Source organism: Photorhabdus tasmaniensis, from assembly GCF_011189505.1.
GTDB lineage: Bacteria > Pseudomonadota > Gammaproteobacteria > Enterobacterales > Enterobacteriaceae > Photorhabdus > Photorhabdus tasmaniensis.
In genome coordinates this window covers 1-19779 of record NZ_PUJU01000072.1, presented here as the reverse complement: position 1 = coordinate 19779, position 19779 = coordinate 1, and the positions used below count along the sequence as shown (strand labels likewise).

General features: G+C 45.4%; 16 protein-coding genes and 2 pseudogenes. 6 read left to right on the top strand and 12 right to left on the bottom strand.

From position 1 onward, the window contains the following. Nucleotides 1-196: 196 nt before the first annotated feature. Nucleotides 197-1060 (bottom strand): glutamate racemase, encoded by an 864-nt coding sequence (gene murI, locus C5471_RS21335; RefSeq protein WP_133813972.1) that lies wholly within the window; start codon nt 1058-1060, stop codon nt 197-199. Further along, a complete protein-coding gene (gene btuB / locus C5471_RS21330) occupies nt 1005-2867 on the bottom strand; it encodes a TonB-dependent vitamin B12 receptor BtuB (RefSeq protein WP_133813973.1) in 1863 nt (620 codons plus the stop codon). Before btuB ends, murI begins: the two co-directional genes overlap by 56 nt. A 187-nt stretch (nt 2868-3054) precedes the next feature. On the opposite strand from btuB, the gene trmA reads away from it, so the two are divergent. Continuing rightward, nucleotides 3055-4158 carry a tRNA (uridine(54)-C5)-methyltransferase TrmA gene (gene trmA, locus C5471_RS21325; RefSeq protein ID WP_133813974.1) on the top strand — a complete coding sequence of 368 codons (1104 nt, stop codon included), beginning with the start codon at nt 3055-3057 and terminating at the stop codon, nt 4156-4158. 63 nt (nt 4159-4221) lie between these two features. On the opposite strand, the gene C5471_RS21320 is transcribed toward trmA, so the two are convergent. Then, nucleotides 4222-4593, bottom strand: a complete 372-nt coding sequence (locus tag C5471_RS21320; protein WP_133814261.1) for a YijD family membrane protein — start codon at nt 4591-4593, stop codon at nt 4222-4224. 23 nt (nt 4594-4616) lie between these two features. Next, entirely contained in the window at nt 4617-5261 is a 645-nt protein-coding gene (gene fabR / locus C5471_RS21315) for an HTH-type transcriptional repressor FabR (protein ID WP_021325464.1), read from the bottom strand. Nucleotides 5262-5454: 193 nt separating this feature from the next. Between fabR and sthA the strand changes: the two genes are divergently transcribed. Then, nucleotides 5455-6852, top strand: coding sequence for a Si-specific NAD(P)(+) transhydrogenase (gene sthA / locus C5471_RS21310; protein ID WP_133813975.1), 1398 nt, complete (start codon nt 5455-5457; stop codon nt 6850-6852). Here sthA and oxyR read toward each other — a convergent pair. The 5 genes from oxyR to argC all read right to left on the bottom strand — a co-directional run bounded on the left by oxyR (nt 6844) and on the right by argC (nt 12513). Continuing rightward, complete coding sequence (gene oxyR / locus C5471_RS21305; protein ID WP_133813976.1) at nt 6844-7749, bottom strand: DNA-binding transcriptional regulator OxyR; 906 nt, start codon at nt 7747-7749, stop codon at nt 6844-6846. The genes sthA and oxyR overlap by 9 nt on opposite strands. A gap of 150 nt (nt 7750-7899) precedes the next feature. Further along, nucleotides 7900-9279 (bottom strand): argininosuccinate lyase, encoded by a 1380-nt coding sequence (argH, locus tag C5471_RS21300; protein ID WP_133813977.1) that lies wholly within the window; start codon nt 9277-9279, stop codon nt 7900-7902. Between the two features lie 147 nt (nt 9280-9426). Next, the gene (locus tag C5471_RS21295) at nt 9427-10641 is read right to left on the bottom strand and encodes an argininosuccinate synthase (protein WP_133813978.1); all 1215 of its coding nucleotides are present in this window, start codon (nt 10639-10641) and stop codon (nt 9427-9429) included. A 68-nt stretch (nt 10642-10709) separates the two neighbouring features. Beyond that, nucleotides 10710-11483, bottom strand: coding sequence for an acetylglutamate kinase (gene argB / locus C5471_RS21290; RefSeq protein WP_133813979.1), 774 nt, complete (start codon nt 11481-11483; stop codon nt 10710-10712). Nucleotides 11484-11508: 25 nt separating this feature from the next. Beyond that, nucleotides 11509-12513 (bottom strand): N-acetyl-gamma-glutamyl-phosphate reductase, encoded by a 1005-nt coding sequence (gene argC / locus C5471_RS21285; RefSeq protein ID WP_133813980.1) that lies wholly within the window; start codon nt 12511-12513, stop codon nt 11509-11511. 102 nt (nt 12514-12615) lie between these two features. Between argC and argE the strand changes: the two genes are divergently transcribed. The 3 genes from argE (at nt 12616) to C5471_RS21270 (ending at nt 17541) form a co-directional block, all read left to right on the top strand. Next, nucleotides 12616-13773: an acetylornithine deacetylase gene (gene argE, locus C5471_RS21280; protein WP_133813981.1), complete on the top strand. Its 1158-nt coding sequence runs from the start codon at nt 12616-12618 to the stop codon at nt 13771-13773. Nucleotides 13774-14070: 297 nt separating this feature from the next. Next, nucleotides 14071-16707: a phosphoenolpyruvate carboxylase gene (gene ppc / locus C5471_RS21275; RefSeq protein WP_133813982.1), complete on the top strand. Its 2637-nt coding sequence runs from the start codon at nt 14071-14073 to the stop codon at nt 16705-16707. Nucleotides 16708-16965: 258 nt separating this feature from the next. Further along, a complete protein-coding gene (locus tag C5471_RS21270; RefSeq protein WP_133813983.1) occupies nt 16966-17541 on the top strand; it encodes a YolA family protein in 576 nt (191 codons plus the stop codon). Here the strand turns inward: C5471_RS21270 and C5471_RS21265 are convergent. From C5471_RS21265 to C5471_RS25400, 3 genes and pseudogenes are all read right to left on the bottom strand, one after another. After that, the gene (locus C5471_RS21265) at nt 17538-18074 is read right to left on the bottom strand and encodes a hypothetical protein (RefSeq protein WP_133813984.1); all 537 of its coding nucleotides are present in this window, start codon (nt 18072-18074) and stop codon (nt 17538-17540) included. The genes C5471_RS21270 and C5471_RS21265 overlap by 4 nt on opposite strands. A gap of 2 nt (nt 18075-18076) precedes the next feature. Beyond that, nucleotides 18077-19012 carry a hypothetical protein gene (locus C5471_RS21260; protein WP_133813985.1) on the bottom strand — a complete coding sequence of 312 codons (936 nt, stop codon included), beginning with the start codon at nt 19010-19012 and terminating at the stop codon, nt 18077-18079. 249 nt (nt 19013-19261) lie between these two features. Further along, nucleotides 19262-19366 (bottom strand): annotated as a pseudogene (locus C5471_RS25400) (transposase); the annotation flags it as partial. Nucleotides 19367-19652: 286 nt separating this feature from the next. Between C5471_RS25400 and C5471_RS25515 the strand changes: the two are divergent. After that, nucleotides 19653-19779, top strand: a pseudogene (locus tag C5471_RS25515) (IS5/IS1182 family transposase); the annotation flags it as partial.

Below are 19779 nucleotides of genomic sequence, written 5' to 3'. Positions count from 1 at the left end.
CTCGTTCAGCCGGGCTGCGTATACTACGCTTTTCGCCCGCAGAGTCAAGCGCTTAATTCACTTTGCTCTGCCTGGCCTCACACGCTTTGTCAGCGTTGTGTCGGTCAGTGGTGGCGCATTATAGGGAGTTCTTCGGCGCTGGCAATAGTTATTTTGAAAAAAGTTAACGACTGCTGATTATTGCGGCAAATTTAACTTAAGTTACCAATTTCTCCAGTTTTGAGAATCCATATTCCTGCAAAACAGGGATTAATGCATCAGTACCAGCACCCATTTTCATACAATAAGCAAGACTATCTGCTGAAGTACAAACAAGATTCTCCTGATGTTTAACCAACCAAGCTATTCTTCGGGCAATAGCGGCACCGGAATCAATTAAACGAGTACCATCAGGCAGTACCTGAACTAATTCTTCCGCCAATAGTGGAAAATGAGTACAACCCAATACCACCGTATCAGGTGGTTCTTTCATTCTGAGCCAAGGTTTCAGTATCTTTTTTAAAGCGTCGAAAGATACCTTACCACCATGCAGTTTAGCTTCAGCCAATTCTACCAACTCAGCAGAACCTATAGATTCAATTCTGCAATCTATCGCAAATCTTTCGATAAGTTCTTTTGTATAGGATCGGTTAACTGTTGCTCTCGTCGCCAGTAACCCAACAATGCCATTACGAGTTAACTTCGCTGCGGGTTTTATCGCGGGCACCACACCAACCACCGGGAAATGGAACCGTTCGCGCAAAGCGGGCAAACTGACGGTACTTGCGGTGTTACATGCAATAACAACTATTGCCAGAGAGTGTTTTTGTTGAACAGCATCAACAATTTTAACGACTCGCTCAATAATAAATTCTTCCGATTTTTCACCATAAGGGAATGCTTCATTATCAAATACGTATATATAGTGGAGATCCGGCAACAATTGCCGGATCTCTTGGTAAACGGATAAACCACCGACGCCAGAATCAAAAACTAAAACTGTCGGGCGGGCAGGTTTATTCAAATCAGAAGTTATAGCTCCCAGTGAGGTAGTATTCACGTCCTGGAGTGCGATAGCCATAAACTGTCTCGTAATCTTTATCAAGCAGGTTGGCTATTCTACCACGAATTGTCAGATGAACAGTGACCGGATATGAAACCGTTAAATCCCAAAAACTAACTCCACCTAATTTCACTTTTTGAACAGGAGATGTGCTGGAATCTTTATCATAACGCTGCCCAAGATATTGATAGGTTAATCCCCAATCAAAATCATATAGCTGCCAGTCAAGTTGATATTTTACTTGCTGCTTCGCGCGGCGAGTTAAAATCTCATTCGTTTCACCATTACGTGGATCGATATATTGCAATGTCAATTGATGCTGGAATATTCCAGTATCCATTGAACCAGTCCATTCAACACCTTTAATTTTTGCTTTTCCAATATTGTAGTAGCGACTATTTGCATAATCGATCAATTGTTCAATATCATTACGATATACAGAAAGACGCCAATTCAACAAACCAGTTACGCCTTCTATACCTCCTTCCCATTGTTTACTTTCTTCAGGTTTCAAATCTCGATTACCTCCCCAAAAACCATACATCTGGCTAAGAGTCGGTGCTTTAAACGCTGTACCATAAGAAGCAATCAAACGATAACCTTCAATAAACTCCCAGCCTGCACTGGCTTGCCATGTAGTATTCCAGCCAGCTTCTGAATGTTTATCCGACCGAATCGCACCTTCCAGAATAAAATCATTTAATTGCTGCTGTGCTGTTAGATATATCCCGGTATTACGTACTGTTTCACTCGTCGGAATATAACTTGTTCCAGCGTCAATGGACTGTTTTTGGAAATCGACACCCGTACTCATCATTCCCTGATATAGCTGGAAAGTATTTCCCCATTGCAAGTTATATTGTTCAGAATCACCAAGAGACGCGGATTTGTCATAGCGCCCATATTTGGGATCAAAGTTGTAGTCTTTTATATGGCTATAACTTGCAATTAATTGGGACGAGTAGATCCCTTGGTTAAATTGGATCCCTGCGTCATAGTGACGACTATAAAGTTCACGGGTATCTGGCCTGGCATATGGATAACTCCAGTTAATATCCGCATCATAAGATGTTCTATTGTCATAGCCATAAGCACGGGCAAATCCACTGAATTGCTCATTAAATTTCTGGTCAACCCCCAACCAGAGCATTTTACTCATGAAACCATCACGGTCAGGTTGCCTGAAACCACCGGTATTACCCGCAGAAACCACATCAAATCCTTTAGTATAGGTATAGCTGGCTGCTGCTGTCAGTGAGGTGTTTTCAGCTAATCTTTGCTGGGTTGCACCATCATAAACCTGGTAACCATGTGAACCGATACCTACGTTTAAACTGGTTCCCGGTTTTTCTCTGGTCGTGATGATATTGATAACGCCGCCAATCGCATCAGAGCCATAAACCGCAGAGCGTGGCCCACGGATATATTCAATTTTCTGAATCAACGATACAGGTATTTGGCTTAAATCTGAGGAGCCACTAATACCCGCTTGATTCAGACGTATTCCATCCATCAGCACCAATACATGACTAGAATTAGTACCACGGATAAACAGAGAACTTAACTGCCCAATACCACCATGCAGCGCAATATCAACACCGGGCAAGCGGCGTAAAATATCGGCTACGCTATTTGACTGCCAACGCTCAATTTCATCTCGTGTCACAACGGAATGAGGAGCCAATATGCTTGAAACAGGCTGTTTGAATCGACTTGCCGTAACAACCAATGAATCCTGCTGTTCTTCCGCAACAGCCACAGAATTCCAACCAGAAATCACTGCAACTGAAATTGCGGATAATAAAAACCGGTTTTTATTTATCATATAGAGAAAACATCCAGCAACGATTGTTAGAAGGCCAAACCTCCATGCTACGATGAAGGATCAGACCTGTTTAGAATATAAGCATAGACAAGATTATGAATGAGTAATAAGAAAACTGGACATCCTTTGTTCTTTCCCTACAATTTCGCACGAAAATTTTTCTTACTACAGATATAAGAGAACAAACATAATGCAAAATCTCCTGCCAACGGAAAGCTATGAGCAACAACTTGCAGAAAAAGTAAGCCGTTTAAAAAGCATGATGGCACCTTTCCAAACTCCGGAGCCAGAGGTTTTCCGCTCACCGGTATCTTATTACAGAATGCGGGCAGAATTCCGCATCTGGCATGAGCAGGATGATTTGTACCATATTATGTTTGATCAACAGACAAAACAGCGTATTCGCATTGTACAATTTCCTGTTGCCAGTAAATTAATCAACAACATGATGGCAGTGTTAATTGATGCCATTAAATCCGAACAGATCCTACGCCATAAGCTATTTCAAATTGATTATCTGTCCACTAGCAGTAATAAAATCCTTGTTTCTCTGCTTTATCACAAAAAGTTGGGTGATGAATGGACACAACAGGCGTTAAAACTGCGTGAAGAGTTAAGAAATAAAGGGTTTGACGTTGAGCTGATTGGCAGGGCAGCTAAAACTAAAATCGTATTGAACCATGATTATATTGATGAGGTTTTATCTATTGCAGGCCAGAACATAATCTATCGTCAGGTGGAAAACTGTTTTACCCAGCCAAATGCCAGCGTCAATACTCACATGCTCGAATGGGCGATTGATATTACCAAAGGTTCACAAGGCGATTTACTTGAGCTTTATTGCGGAAATGGCAACTTCTCTCTGGCGTTAGCTCAAAATTTTGAAAGAGTATTGGCGACAGAAATTGCCAAGCCATCCGTTGCAGCAGCTCAATACAATATCGCGGCTAATAATATTGATAATGTGCAAATTATTCGAATGTCGGCAGAGGAATTTACTCAAGCAATGAATGGCGAACGCGAATTTAATCGCCTTCGGGGAATCGATTTGAAAAGCTATCAATGTGAAACTATTTTTGTTGATCCACCACGTAGCGGCCTTGATGAAAAAACGGTTGAGATGGTCCAGGCATATCCGCGAGTTCTTTATATTTCCTGCAACCCGGAAACCCTTTGCCATAATCTGGAAACATTAACCCAAACTCATAAAATCAGCCATCTGGCTCTGTTTGATCAGTTCCCTTATACACACCATATGGAATGCGGCGTACTTCTGGAAAAATTAAACTGATACTTAACCAACATACAAAACAAAAACGCCGCAGAGAGTTATCTCTCCGGCGTTTTTCATCAATCAATGGCTGTTTTCTGCAATGGACTGGTCTTTACGGACTTTTATTTTTCTGTAAATCCAGAACACTAATATAGTCCCTATTACTGCGGGGAGGAAATTAGAACCAATTTCAGGGTATTCCACCCTGATAATCGCACTATAACTAAATAATCCCAAGAGGAAGCAGGCGACAACCAGCTTAGGAATCCCATCAGGCATTGAGTGATTCAAATAGCGCTGATGAAGACAATAAATTGATAACACCAGTGCTATCAGTGGGAAAACTGAAAAAGAAACAACTGAGCTAAAAACTGCTGAAAACGTTCCATTAGTTGCTAATCCGACAATAAAAGCGAGTAACAATGTACTTTTGTCCTGGCGGTATTGTTCCATCATTTCGTTCTCCTTCTTCATAGTTATTTAAGTTTAGGGTCCGGTGGATTTATTTCTCTGCGATACCAATAATATGCACCTTTAGCAATCATCCGTAGTTGCAAGACTAAACGTTCTTCCAAACGCTGTCTTTTCTCCAAATCAATATCCAATGCTTCTGCACCTGCACTGAATACTATTGTTACCATTGCCTCTGCCTGTACTTCAGTAAAATGTCTCGGCATACGGCTTTCCTGCTCTAAATAGTCTGCCAATTCAGCAATAAAATGTTGGATTTCCCGTGCGACAGCGGCACGGAATTCAGCAGAGGTACCTGAGCGTTCACGTAATAATAAGCGGAATGCATTTGGATTATTACCAATAAATTCCATAAAAGTTGAGACAGATGTGCGGATGACACTACCACCTTTAGCAATACGTTGCCGGGCTTGTCTCATTAACTGACGTAGCATCAAGCCACTCTCATCCACCATAGTCAGCCCTAATTCATCAACATCACGGAAATGGCGATAAAATGAAGTTGGCGCAATGCCTGCTTCACGAGCCACTTCACGCAAGCTAAGGCTGGTAAAACTCCGTTCAGCACTCAGTTGACTGAATGCTGCCTCAATCAGTGAACGACGGGTTCTTTCTTTCTGTTTCGCTCTGACGCCAGTAATGTTACTCACACGAATCCTGATATCTCTGTCTGAATATAGTGAAGAAATATATCAAATTTTATAATCATGCTCTTATCATGTCACTGATACGGATTTGTTTCATCATTAAACTGTGACATAAAATCCTGATGACGATTGGGTTATTAACTCAACCAATGTTAATATGGCGTTGTAATTTTGTGTAAAAACAGGTCTTTCCTCTATGCAACATATTCATTTTGACGCCATTGTCATTGGCTCCGGCCCCGGTGGAGAAGGAGCAGCAATGGGATTAGTGAAACAGGGTAAAAGCGTTGCCGTTATCGAACGCTATAACAACGTCGGCGGTGGTTGTACTCACTGGGGCACTATCCCGTCCAAAGCCCTCCGCCACGCCGTCAGCCGTATTATCGAATTTAACCAAAACCCGCTGTACAGTGATAATTCCCGCATTCTTCGTTCTTCATTTGCTGAAATCTTACGCCGCGCTGAAATCGTCATTAATCAGCAAACTAAAATGCGCCAGGGATTTTATGAACGCAATGGATGTCGTATGTTTTCCGGGGAAGCAACATTTATTGATGACCACCGGGTAAGTGTGCGCTATGCCGATGATAACTACGATATCTTAAGCGCAGATAAGATTATTATCGCGACCGGCTCCCGCCCATATTGTCCACCAGATGTTGATTTCACCCATTCCCGTATTTATAACAGCGATTCCATTCTGAAACTGGATCACGAACCACGGCATGTGATTATTTATGGTGCCGGGGTGATTGGTTGTGAATATGCGTCAATTTTCCGTGGATTAGGCGTGAAAGTTGATTTGATCAATACCCGAAACCATTTACTGGCTTTCCTTGATCAAGAGATGTCAGATGCACTTTCCTACCATTTCTGGAATAGTGGCATCGTGATCCGCCACAATGAAGAATATTCTAAAATTGAAGGTGTTGATGATGGTGTTATCGTTCACCTCAAATCCGGTAAAAAAGTCAAAGCCGACTGTCTGCTTTATGCTAATGGCCGGACAGGCAATACCGATACTCTTGGGCTGAAAAACATTGGTCTGGAAGCCGATGGCCGCGGGTTACTGAAAGTCAATAAGATCTATCAAACCAGCAACGAAAATATCTACGCCGTAGGAGATGTTATCGGTTATCCAAGCCTGGCATCCGCCGCTTATGATCAGGGCCGAATTGCCGCGCAAGCGATGACTAAAGGAAGCGCCGAAGTTCATCTGATTGAAGATATTCCAACGGGCATCTATACCATTCCTGAAATAAGTTCTGTGGGTAAAACCGAACAACAATTAACAGCCATGAAAGTGCCTTATGAAGTTGGGCGCGCGCAGTTTAAACATCTGGCACGCGCACAAATTGCCGGGATGAATGTCGGAAGCCTGAAAATACTGTTCCACAGAGAAACCAAAGAGATTCTTGGTATTCACTGTTTCGGGGAGCGTGCCGCTGAAATCATTCATATCGGCCAGGCGATTATGGAACAAAAAGGTGAAAGTAATACTATCGAATATTTCGTCAATACTACCTTCAATTATCCAACTATGGCTGAAGCCTATCGTGTCGCGGCCCTGAATGGCCTGAATCGGCTATTTTGATTGCCCATAATAAGCGCCCATTTTAGCGCTGATAACCTCTGCCAGTTGCTCATAGCGACCACGCAGAGGTGAACCAGGCCGATAAATCAAAATAACAGACCGCTTAGGTTCAGGGTTGCCACATCCCAGATAACAGACTCCATCACGTTTTCTCTCTTGTGGGACTGCCAAGTCAGGCAATAACGTGATTCCACTACCGGCAGCAACCATATTACGCAGGGTTTCCAAACTGGTTGCACGGAAATGTATATCTTCCTTCGCGCCGGCCTGAAAACAGAACCCCATAGCCTGATCACGCAAACAATGACCATCTTCCAGCATCAGCAATTTCTCACCAGCCAATTCATCCATAGCAATTTTTTCTCGATCTGCCCAAAGATGGGCATCATATATTGCCAGTTTCATGGGTTCTTCAAACAATGGCACTTCGATGAAGGCTTCTGTCTCCTTAACCAGCGCCAGAATCGCACAATCCAATTTGCCACTATCCAACTGGGCTAACAAACTTTGCGTCTGAGCTTCATGCAGATACATTTCCAACTTAGGAAACAAACTATGAAGTTCAGGAATAATATGAGGTAACAGATATGGGCCAATTGTTGGGATCAAACCAATATGCAGCGGACCAGACATATTTTCTCCCTGAAGCGATGCCATTTCCTCCAGGATCCTAACCTCACGGAGAACCGTTCTGGCCTGTTCTACTAATAACATCCCTTGTTGCGTGAACAAAACCTTACGACTGGTGCGTTCCAACAGCATGACACCCAGATCATCCTCAAGTTTACGAATTTGCCCACTTAACGTAGGCTGGCTGACGTGGCATGAATCGGCAGCATGGCGAAAGTGCCGATGCTCCGCAAGAGCCACAAGATATTCCAGATCGCGGATATTCATTTCCACCTCAACATATTGAATATAAATGATAGAAACTACCAATAGATAATTATATCAATGTGAGGAGAAGACTATCAGATAATCCTTAAAAACTTATATGTAAAGATCTCATTTATTTTACAGGGGATATTTATCCCCCCCAACGATGACTCACTTAAGCTTTAATCTCTGCTTAACATCTGCAATCGCTTGCATGACCTGTTTTCGCGATACCCCCCCTTTTGCAAGACGCTTGTCCAGACAAGATGACAGAGACAAAATATCGTATACATCTTCAGTCATTGTGCAGCTAAATTTCTGCAACTCTGCCAATGGCAGCTCTTCCAGCGCTTTACCCTGCGCAAGCGCCATAATTACGGTTTCCCCGACAATATGGTGAGCTTCACGGAATGGAACACCTTTTGCGACCAGATAATCAGCCAATTCAGTTGCGTTGGCATAACCCTGTTTAGCCGCTTCTTCACAACGTGAGCGCCTGACTTGAATACCATCCAGTACCAACGCTGCCATATGCAAACAATCCAGCCAAGTGTCCAGCGCATCGAACAACCCTTCTTTATCCTCCTGCATATCTTTATTATAGGCCAGAGGCAAACCTTTCAGGGTCATCATCATACCGGTCAATGCTCCCTGTACCCGACCACATTTCCCACGGATTAACTCCAGCGCATCCGGGTTTTTCTTCTGTGGCATCAGGGAAGAACCCGAAGTCACTCTATCTGACAGTTCAACAAAACCCGCTTCACCACTGTTAAAGAAAATCAGGTCTTCAGCAAAACGGGAAAGGTGGATCATGCTGATGCTGGCATCAGATAGCAATTCCAGTACATGATCACGATCTGAAACGCTATCCAGACTGTTACGGGTCGCGGAAGCGAAACCCAGCCATGACGCCAATTGTTCGCGGTCAATATCATAAGCGGTTCCGGCCAATGCACCGCATCCAAGCGGACTGGTATCCAGCCGTCTTAAAGTATCTTGTAACCGGCTTTCATCACGAGCCAACATTTCTACATAAGCCAGGCACCAATGAGCAAATGTAACAGGCTGTGCTCTTTGCAAATGGGTATAACCTGGCATAACCGCATCCTGATTATTCTCTGCGGTAATAACCAATGCCTGCTGTAATTCCACAATTGCCTGATGAATATAGGTAATATGTTCTTTACACCAAAGTTTGAGATCTGTTGCCACCTGATCATTACGGCTACGACCAGTATGAAGCTTCTTACCCAGATCACCGACTTTGCTGATCAACTGCCCTTCCACCCAACTATGAATATCTTCCGCATCACTTTGCAGGATGGCTTGTGGACTCGTTTGAACCTCACTTAGCAACTCATTCAATGCCATCTCCAGCTTTTGTTGCTCCTCAGCCGTCAGTACACCCACAGTTACCAGCGCTTTCGACCATGCAACCGAGCCTGTAATGTCCTGCTCCGCCAGTCGGTAATCAAAGCGAAGTGAATCATTAAATTGTTTGAACCGTTGATCTGCTTCCTGACTGAAACGCCCGCCCCAAAGTGTCATATTTTTATTCCTGATTATCTGATGCCTGAGTGAGTGCCTTTTATAAGCCGTAATTTTATGCATTAAGTGGAGATAATGGGCCAGAAAAGCCAATCCAGGAACGGACGCACAATCTGACCATTATCCCCGTTGCTACGAACGATGAAATTACTCTTTACTATTTAATGCCCGAATACGTGAAGACAGAGAATACAGACGGATAAACCCTTCTGCATGGCTGTGATCGTAAACCTCATCTTCACCAAACGTTGCAAACGCTTCCGAATAAAGGCTGTTCGTCGATCTCTTCTGGATTGCTGTCACCTGGCCTTTATAGAGTTTCAGTACCACCTCACCACTGACATCCGCAGCCAACGTCTCAGCGGCTGCCTGAATAGACTGACGCAGCGGTGCGAACCAACGTCCGTCATAAACAACATAGGACATTTCCAGCCCAAGTTGCTGGCGCCATTTAAAGCTATCACGGTCCAGCACCAGTTGTTCGACACCACGCAATGCGGCCATCATGATGGTCCCTCCCGGTGTTTCATAACAACCACGGGATTTCATTCCCACCAGCCGGTTTTCCACGATATCAATCCGACCGATACCATGTTTTGCCCCCAACACATTCAACGCGTCAAGGCATTGATATGGCGACATCACCTTGCCGTTAATCCCAACAACTTCGCCTTTTTCAATAGTGATGCTTACCAGTTCAGCTTCATCTGGCGCTTCTTCCGGCTCCACTGTCCACACCCAACAATCTTGATTGGATGCATTCCAAGTGCTTTCCAACACGCCACCTTCTGTAGAGATATGCCATGCATTCTCATCACGGCTGTAAATTTTCTCCAGTGTTGCCGTCGTTGGGATATCCCGTGCTTTCAGATAATCCAACAACGCTTCACGGGAACGTAAATCCCACTCTCTCCACGGAGCCACTACTTTCAGATGGGGCGCTAACGCGGTATAAGTACTTTCAAACCGAACCTGATCGTTACCCTTACCTGTCGCGCCATGAGCAAGTGCATCTGCTCCCACTTTCAGTGCCAGTTCAACCTGTGCTTTAGCAATAATTGGCCGCGCCATTGACGTTCCCAGCAAGTAGCTGCCTTCATACAGAGCACCGGTTTTCAGTACTGGATAAACATAATCTTTAATGAATTCCTCACGCAGATCCACAACGTGACATTCTGATGCGCCGGAGCGTAAAGCTTTCTGCTCCACGCCCTCCAGATCTTCACGACTTTGTCCCACATCAGCGACAAATGCAACAACTTCACAGTTGTCATAATGCTCTTTCAGCCAGGGAATAATGGCAGAAGTATCCAGACCACCAGAATAAGCGAGAACTATTTTTTTAATATCTTTAGTATGCATGAAGTTACCCTTTGAAATTCCGTTGTTGTTCATCAGCAAAGCTTTGCCGAAAATTAATCAAACTTGATTTAAGCCAGAATACGAGTACCGACGGGAACACCGTTAAATAGCGCGGTTAACTGATCCGCATGGCGCCAACTGGCAATATCCACCGGGCGACCTAATGTTTTAGCTGCATCCAAAGCTGCATTTACCTTCACGATCATGCCGTCAGTGATGATGCCCTGCACAATAAGTTGTTCAGCTTTCTGAGCAGTGATATCAGGGATCTTCTGCCCTTTACCATCCAAAATGCCACTCACATCAGAGAGCAATACCAGATCAGCCCCTAGCGTTTGAGCTATCGCCGTTGCCGCCTGATCAGCATTCACATTCATCAGCTCCCCTTTATCAGTTACACCAATCGAACTAATAATGGGTATATAACCAGCATCCAGTAAAATTCTCAGCAACTTAGCATCACCCGGCATTGCTTTCCCCACATGCCCCAACTCTTCACTCAGTTGGGAAACCACGACCACATTACCATCTCCTAAATATAATCCAACTGATGCAAGCTGATACTTAGTCGCCCACGACAACAAAGTTTTATTGGCTACACCTGCCAATGCGCCGGTGATAATCCCTATCTGATCAACGGGTGTTACCCGTAATCCTTGCTCCTTCACTACCGGCAGTTGCAACTTCTGCATCAGTTCATCTACCAGACAACCACCACCATGAACAATCACCAACTGGCGTTTATGTGTTTGCCGATATTCCTGTAATGCAGTAAACAAGCGTTCCAGTGCTTCTTCATTGTCCAATAACACGCCACCTAACTTTATGACTAAAGGTTCCATCTGATTTACTCCCTCACGCCAATAATTAAAGTAATGCCTGAGTTTCTTCAAACCCAAAACGTATATTCATACACTGAACTGCCTGAGCGGCCGCGCCTTTCAAGAGATTATCCTCAGTACCGACAATAATCAGGTGATCACCCTGTACAACAAAACCAATATCACAGAACGGTGATCCAACAACCGATTTCAGAGCTGGCACCCCTTTGTAGTAGAGACGCACTAGAGGCTTATCTTTATATGCCTGTTGATAAACTTCACTTATCTGTTCTGCGGTAACACCTGGCTGCAATTTACAGGTAATCGTGGCAAGAATACCCCGTGCAAAATTACCAAGATGCGGAGTAAAAATCACCCTGGTCCCCAGATGTTCCTCAATCTCTGGTTGGTGACGATGAGTAAATATTCCATAAGGTTGCAGGCTAACTTCGCAGAAACTGTTGGTCATACTGGCCTTCCGACCTGCACCACTCACGCCGCTGGTCGCATTAATCACCGGCCAGTGACCGGTATCCAGCAAACCCTTTTCCAGTAGCGGTTTTAGAGCAAGTTGAGAAACCGTTGGATAACATCCCGGGACAGCAACCAACTGGGCCTGTTTAATTTCTTCAGCCTGCCATTCAGCAAGTCCATATACAGCTTGTGCTAACCATTGAGTATGCTTATGTTTGAATCCGTAGTATTGTTGATAAATCTGAGCATTTTGTACGCGATAGGCACCGGACAGATCGAACACAACGCAACCTGCTGCCAGAAATACCGGCGCGATGTCATGACTGACCTCATGGGCGGTGGCAAGGAAAACCACATCAACCCCTTTAGTAGCATCAGTGATGTCAGTCAGCGGTTGCAGTGGTAGATCAACGATGCCTTTATACTGTGGATGTAAATCTGAGAAACATTTATCTGCATCAACGCTCTGAGCAGAAACCATTAGCCTAATCAGATTTATATGTGGGTGACGATGCAGATATGCTGCCAGTTCTGCTCCGGTATAACCACTTGCACCAACAACCAGCGTATTCAACATGGGATCTCTTTACCTTGTGCTCAGTATTTAAACGGGATAATGTATTTTTATTCAAAAAAAATGCATGAATATTGATACTATCATGAATAAAGGCTGTCAACAGTGAATATTAAATTACCTCCATTTATTGAGCTATTTCGGCAGTTAATCGCGACTCCCTCAATCAGTGCCACCGATATCAGTATCGATCAAAGTAATGAGTCTTTAATCAACCTGCTGGCAAGCTGGTTAAAAGAAACAGGTTTCGAGATTGAGATACAACCGGTACCCAAAGTCAGCGGGAAATATAATTTACTGGCGACTCTGGGAAGTGGCCCAGGTGGATTACTACTGTGTGGTCATACCGATACCGTCCCTTTTGACGAAGGGCGCTGGACTCAAGATCCCTTCACCCTGACAGAATGTGATAACAAACTATATGGTTTAGGTACGGCAGACATGAAAGGCTTTTTCGCCTTTATCATTGATGCCTTGCGGGATATTGATGTCAGTAAAATAACCCGTCCGCTGTACATTCTGGCTACCGCGGATGAAGAGACAACAATGGCAGGTGCCCGTTATTTTGCGGCAAGTACCACTATCCGACCGGATTTCGCGATTATCGGGGAACCGACGGCATTGCAGCCTATCTGTGCACACAAAGGGCATTTATCGAATGCTATCCGCATTGTCGGCCAATCAGGGCATTCCAGTGATCCAGCCCGCGGTGTCAATGCTATTGATTTGATGCATGAATCTATTGGTCATCTAATTGAATTGCGCGACACGCTAAAAGAGCGTTACAACAATCCGGCATTTGCCATTCCGTACCCGACCATGAACTTCGGCTATATTCATGGCGGTGATGCGGTAAATCGGATTTGTGCACATTGTGAATTGCATATGGATATTCGCCCATTACCGGGGCTGACATTACAAGATCTGAATGGGCTGTTAAACGAGGCCCTGGAACCGGTGAAACAGCGTTGGCCTGGCCGTCTGACCATCAATGAATTACATCCACCCATTCCCGGATATGAATGCCCAACAGACCACAAGATGGTTGATGTAATAGAAAAACTGCTAGGCCGCAAGGCTGAAACCGTGAATTACTGTACCGAAGCGCCATTTATTCAGGAATTATGCCCAACTTTAGTCCTTGGCCCAGGTTCGATTGAACAGGCACATCAGCCGGATGAGTTTATTGATACGGCATTTATTGAACCTACCAGAAAGATAATCTCTCAGTTAATAGATCATTTTTGTCTGGGCAATAATTAATTGCTTCAACTTCTCCCCCCAAAAATCAGGGGGGACTCAAGCATCAGAACAAGAAACAAACCTTTCCCAAGTACCTTGCACATAAACACAGCTCAGATAATAAGTAAAACTTATAGAAAACAGCTCAGTATTAAATTTTAGAAATTTCGCCCAAACTGATTATTTTCTGATATGAATATGAGTCTTAGGGTAAGTGTCAGACTGTGGCACCACAAAAAATAACTTCCCGCCACTTAAATGAAATTTTTCTACAGGAACAGAATCAACATTCTGCCAGCAATAAAGGCCAAAAGTCACATGAACCAACAATATTCCGCAATGCGCAGTAATGTCAGCATGCTAGGTAAGCTGCTGGGAGATACGATCAAAGAAGCTTTAGGGGAAGATATTCTCGATAAAGTTGAAACTATCCGCAAATTATCCAAATCATCCCGTGCCGGCAATGAAGCACACCGCCAGCAACTATTGTCCACATTACAAAACTTATCCAATGATGAATTGTTGCCGGTTGCCCGCGCGTTCAATCAATTTCTCAACCTGACAAATGTCGCGGAACAATATCACAGCATATCCCCACATGGTGAAGCTGCCAGCAATCCCGTTGCTTTGGCGAAATTATTCACCCAGTTAAAAGAAAAAAATTTCAGTAACGACGATCTGAAAAAAGCGGTGAATGAGCTGTCGATTGAACTGGTTCTCACCGCTCACCCAACTGAAATCGCGCGTCGTACCTTGATCCACAAACTGGTGGCCGTTAACACCTGCCTGTCACAATTAGATCACGATGACTTGGCGGATTATGAGCGTAATAACATTATGCGCCGCCTGCGCCAGTTAGTTGCCCAGTCATGGCATACCGATGAAATCCGTAAAATCCGCCCTACTCCAATTGATGAAGCTAAATGGGGCTTCGCTATGGTGGAAAACAGCTTATGGGATGGTGTGCCGGCATTCCTGCGTGAATTCAATGAACAGTTGGAAGAGTCTATTGATTACAGCTTGCCGGTCGAAGCTGTTCCCATCCGTTTTACTTCCTGGATGGGCGGCGACCGCGACGGCAACCCGAATGTCACGGCTAAAGTTACTCGCTATGTATTACTACTTAGTCGCTGGAAAGCAGCCGATTTGTTCCTGAAAGATATTCAGGTTCTGGTTTCTGAATTATCCATGTCCGAATGCACATCAGAAGTTCGCAAACTGGCAGGTGGTGATGAAATTCTGGAACCTTACCGGGAAATTACCAAAAAACTGCGAACACAACTCAGCAATACACTGGAATATTTAGAGAAACGGCTGAAAGGGGAGCAAGTTCTGCCACCCACTGATCTGCTGGTGGATAATGAACAGCTCTGGCAGCCCCTTTACGCCTGTTATCAATCATTGAAAACCTGTGGCATGGAAATCATCGCCAATGGCCAATTATTGGATATCCTGCGCCGTATTCGTTGCTTCGGCTTGTCACTGGTACGCATTGATGTCCGTCAAGAAAGCAGCTGCCATACAACCGCTATGTCTGAACTGACGCAATACCTGGAATTAGGCGACTACGAAAGCTGGTCCGAAGAAGAGAAACAAGCTTTCCTGCTGCATGAACTGAATTCCAAACGCCCACTGATCCCACACAACTGGCAACCAAGCGCTGAAACTCAAGAAGTTTTCGAAACCTGTAAGGTGATTGCAGAATCACCTCAAGACGCCATCGCTGCTTACGTTATCTCAATGGCTAAAGTGCCTTCTGATGTATTAGCGGTTCACCTGCTGCTGAAAGAAGCCGGTTGTCCGTTCACCTTGCCCGTTGCCCCGCTGTTTGAAACCCTTGATGACCTGAACAACGCCGAAAATGTCATTCAACAATTGATGAATATTCAATGGTATCGCTCTCTAATTCAGGACAAACAGATGGTGATGATTGGCTACTCTGACTCGGCAAAAGATGCCGGGGTGATGGCTGCGGGATGGGCGCAATACCGCGCACAAGATGCACTAATCAAAACCTGTGAAAAAGAAGGCGTCACGCTGACCTTGTTCCATGGTCGCGGCGGTACCATTGGCCGTGGCGGCGCACCAGCACATGCAGCGCTGCTTTCCCAGCCACCGGGAAGCTTAAAAGGTGGGCTACGTGTCACTGAGCAGGGTGAAATGATTCGCTTCAAATTCGGTCTGCCACAGGTCACTATCAGTAGCTTAGCGTTATATGCCAGCGCAATTCTGGAAGCCAACCTGCTACCACCACCGGAACCTAAACCGGAATGGCGTCAGATAATGGATACTTTGTCTGATGTTTCTTGCAGGATGTATCGTGATTATGTACGTGAACAACCTGATTTTGTGCCTTATTTTCGTGCTGCAACGCCAGAACTGGAATTGGCTAAACTCCCTTTGGGTTCTCGACCAGCCAAACGCCGCCCGACAGGAGGTGTGGAAAGTTTGCGAGCTATCCCGTGGATTTTTGCCTGGACACAGAACCGCCTGATGTTGCCAGCTTGGTTAGGCGCAGGTGCTGCACTACAAACAGTCGTGAATGATGGTAAACAGGGTGTACTGGCAGAAATGTGCCGCGATTGGCCTTTCTTTACCACCCGCATTGGTATGCTGGAGATGGTTTTCGCTAAAGCGGACCTATGGCTGGCGGAATATTATGATCACCGCTTGGTAGATCCGAGTTTGTGGCCATTAGGTCAGAAGCTGCGTGAGCAACTTTCAGCGGATATTAAAACGGTATTAACCATTTCCAAAGATGAACATCTGATGGCAGATTTACCGTGGATTGCAGAATCAATCGCCCTGCGTAATGTTTATACCGATCCATTAAATGTTTTGCAGGCAGAACTTCTGCTACGTTCCCGTCAGCAACAACACCCTGATCCACAGCTTGAACAGGCGCTAATGGTCACAATAGCCGGTGTAGCGGCAGGAATGCGAAATACAGGTTAGTCGCTGTCAGTAGGAGACAATCTCCACGCGACGGTAGTGATATTATTGAGCACAGTACGGGTATCTTTCATCTTCATATAACCTTGTACAATATGTGCTCAATGGTATCACAGTTTTCCCACATTTACCGTTTGCGAAACAAACAAAAACACGATAAGAGCAGGATAAATTTCACTCATCACATAAATAAAATTTAATAATGTGATTTTTTCTCACTTCCCTAGAATTGTGCCTTTCGATTTCTAAGAGGGTTCAATCATGAAGAAAAATAAACTTGCCATTTTGTTACTTGCTTCCCTGTTTGGCGTTAATGCCTATGCCCAAACAGAGAAAGCACAGGAAGCCCCTGCTGCTAAAAATGCCCTGACAGCGCAATCCCAGCTGCTACCTAACCCTAAGAGCCCCATCCGTGCCGACGGGAAGGAGCTCGACATTAAGTCTGAGATAGCTTACATCCCCGCCCCACCGCTAACCAATATGTGGGTCTATGCCGTTGGCTCGACGAATTGCGGATGGGAATACACTTCCAACTTGCCAGTGACGAACTGCAATCACGGCGGGAGCCTGCTTCGCGCCGCCGTTCTGGAAATTGGCTACGGATTCAACCCCATTGCTGGGATGAACGGCGCTATGCTGCCAGGCTCGATGTACTCTTCTACACCAGTTTGTATTACAGGCGGGTACTACACTTGGCCGTGTCCTGCGGGCCAAATTGTAGCTGGCTGGCTTAAGGAATACGTCCTCGACGGCTACCAGAATGGTATTTTCAGATACCAAAATACTTCCACTAACTGGCCTCATAATACTTTGTCAACGCAGATCAGCATTCTTTAATCTGCTGAAATCCACTTAAATCTGTAAAGGGCGGGAAACCGCCCTTGTTCATTTCTACGCGCAGGCATCGACACCCCCTTCGTTTTCCCACCTGATATTTCCGCCCGCATTGGGCGGAGGCTTACGGCGATTTTTGCTAAACTTTGTGCCACGAGGTCCCTTAAATGCCTAATGGCAGCCATTCCTTGGCTTTCAGTGGTGGGGAATACAGCCATAAGGTCCCTGGCTTGCTGTAACATTCGCCCAACCAAACTGACCAGCAACTCAGCATCCAGCCTTTCCAGCCATTCACGGCTCCAAAGTAGGGTTTCACCCTCACCGCTACGACTCAATTGCAACAGCGGCCAATCGCCTAATGTAGCCAAAGATCGGGGCTCGACATCACCCAGCGGAATAAACAACGTCACCAGCTCATCACGTTGACGGATATGCAGGCTAAAAGGGCCAAGCGGCAGATCAAGCCCCTCTGGGTGCAGGGACTCCTCGGTCTGTCCAAGAAGCCGGCACAGATCCGATAATAGGAGATTAAACATGATTACTCTTTATGGTTGTCAAACACGGATTCAGTCGGCGGCCACAGGTTGGCGATTGGAGGCTTGCTTGGTGTACCTTGCAGCTCACCACCTATGGTCGCAGCCCAAGGATCAATGACGCGTGCTTGTGAACCCCAGGTTTCGGGTTTGCTGAGCTCACTGTTGGGATCGCGACCGACCACTACGAAGCAGTGGGTTTGAGTATGCCCCTTAGAGCCACGATGAGCGACTACCTCAATGCGCTGCTGGTCGTCTTGATTGTGTTTCATCAATTCGGCTGCCGCAGAGTAGGCCAGGGTGGTGCAGCAACCAGCCTGAGCCTGAGCGACATGGTGGGCGATGGATTGCAATTGGTTGAGGCTGACGTTGCCTCGCTTGGCGGCGATGGCTGCCATGTTGGACATCATGTTGGCCTGGCCGTTAACCTTCTGGCGCTCAGGATTATCATTGAATAACCGTAATCTCTCCATGATTTGCTGATATTGGGGATTCTGCTTGCTAACGAAGGTGCCTGCATCGGTGCATGCATAGGTTCCCATCTTCTGCAAGGTTGGCATGGCCTGTTGTAACACGGCCTTGATACCGGGCGCGACCACATTTGGCTGGTGAGCACGCACCATAGCGCCCTGTTCCGCCAGAGCCTGTTTGAGTTCAGTGAGGCGGGTGCCCCGGGCCTCCACCTCTTTGGGATGGTGGTTCTCCCAGTGCTGGATAGCATCCTGTACCCGTTGGGCCTGTGCACTATTGGGGGCACTCTGCAACTGACGCAGTTCGGTAATCAACTGTTTGAGATCCGAACTCTGGAAATGCAGAGGGCCGCGTCGAACAGACTGCTCGAACAGACGATTGCCCTGTTCGAGCAGAGGAGAGGCAGCAGTGTGCTGAGAAGCCTGCATTTGGCTAAGTGGCATATGGCCGCTAATGGGTGAAATTGGCATTATCTTTTCCAAAATTAGGTTGAGTTAATTAGGGACATCTTAGTATTTTTCCTGCTCTGCTTATGTAAAAAAGTGACCAGACTTTTGTCTGTTTTGGGTATTCAAAAGATTTCCGTTATCGACTCAATACTCAAACTTACTTACTCAAATTTTATACAGAAAAATGCTGGGTACGTTAATTTACTGTATTTATAGGAAAATACTTATGACTGCTGTTACCCGATTTGATTTAAAGATGGATATTGATGAAACGGCCAAAAGTTCACCGCAATCGTTGATAACCCGATGAAGTTTAAAGCCATAAAATCGTTTTTCCTCATTGTGCACCCCTTCCAATACCCGATTGCGGGGAATACAAATTTTTTTCGGTGATCCGTTAACTGAGTAGGCGGATTCACATCATAGCAGCAACGGTTTCTTCTACAATTACTGCTTAGATTTAGCGCTTGCCTAAGATCGAGGTAACACTAAACTAAAGGGAACCTCTAAATACTTTTCACAGCCACAAAATTGAGTAAAATGTAGACACAACACCTCTCTGCAAGGTAACCCCGTCATGATACCGCCTCGTTCTGCTTTAAAAAAAGACAAGCTGGCATCCGAATATCACCGTCGAAAAATCGATGAATGAGGTGATCCACTGCTTGTTCTTGATAAGTATGTTGATTTCTCGGCACTGGCTGACACCATAGACCGTGTCGCACCACGTATTATTTCTCCCAAAGGGGGACGCCCGCCATTCCCGACTGAGGTGATGGTTCGCATCA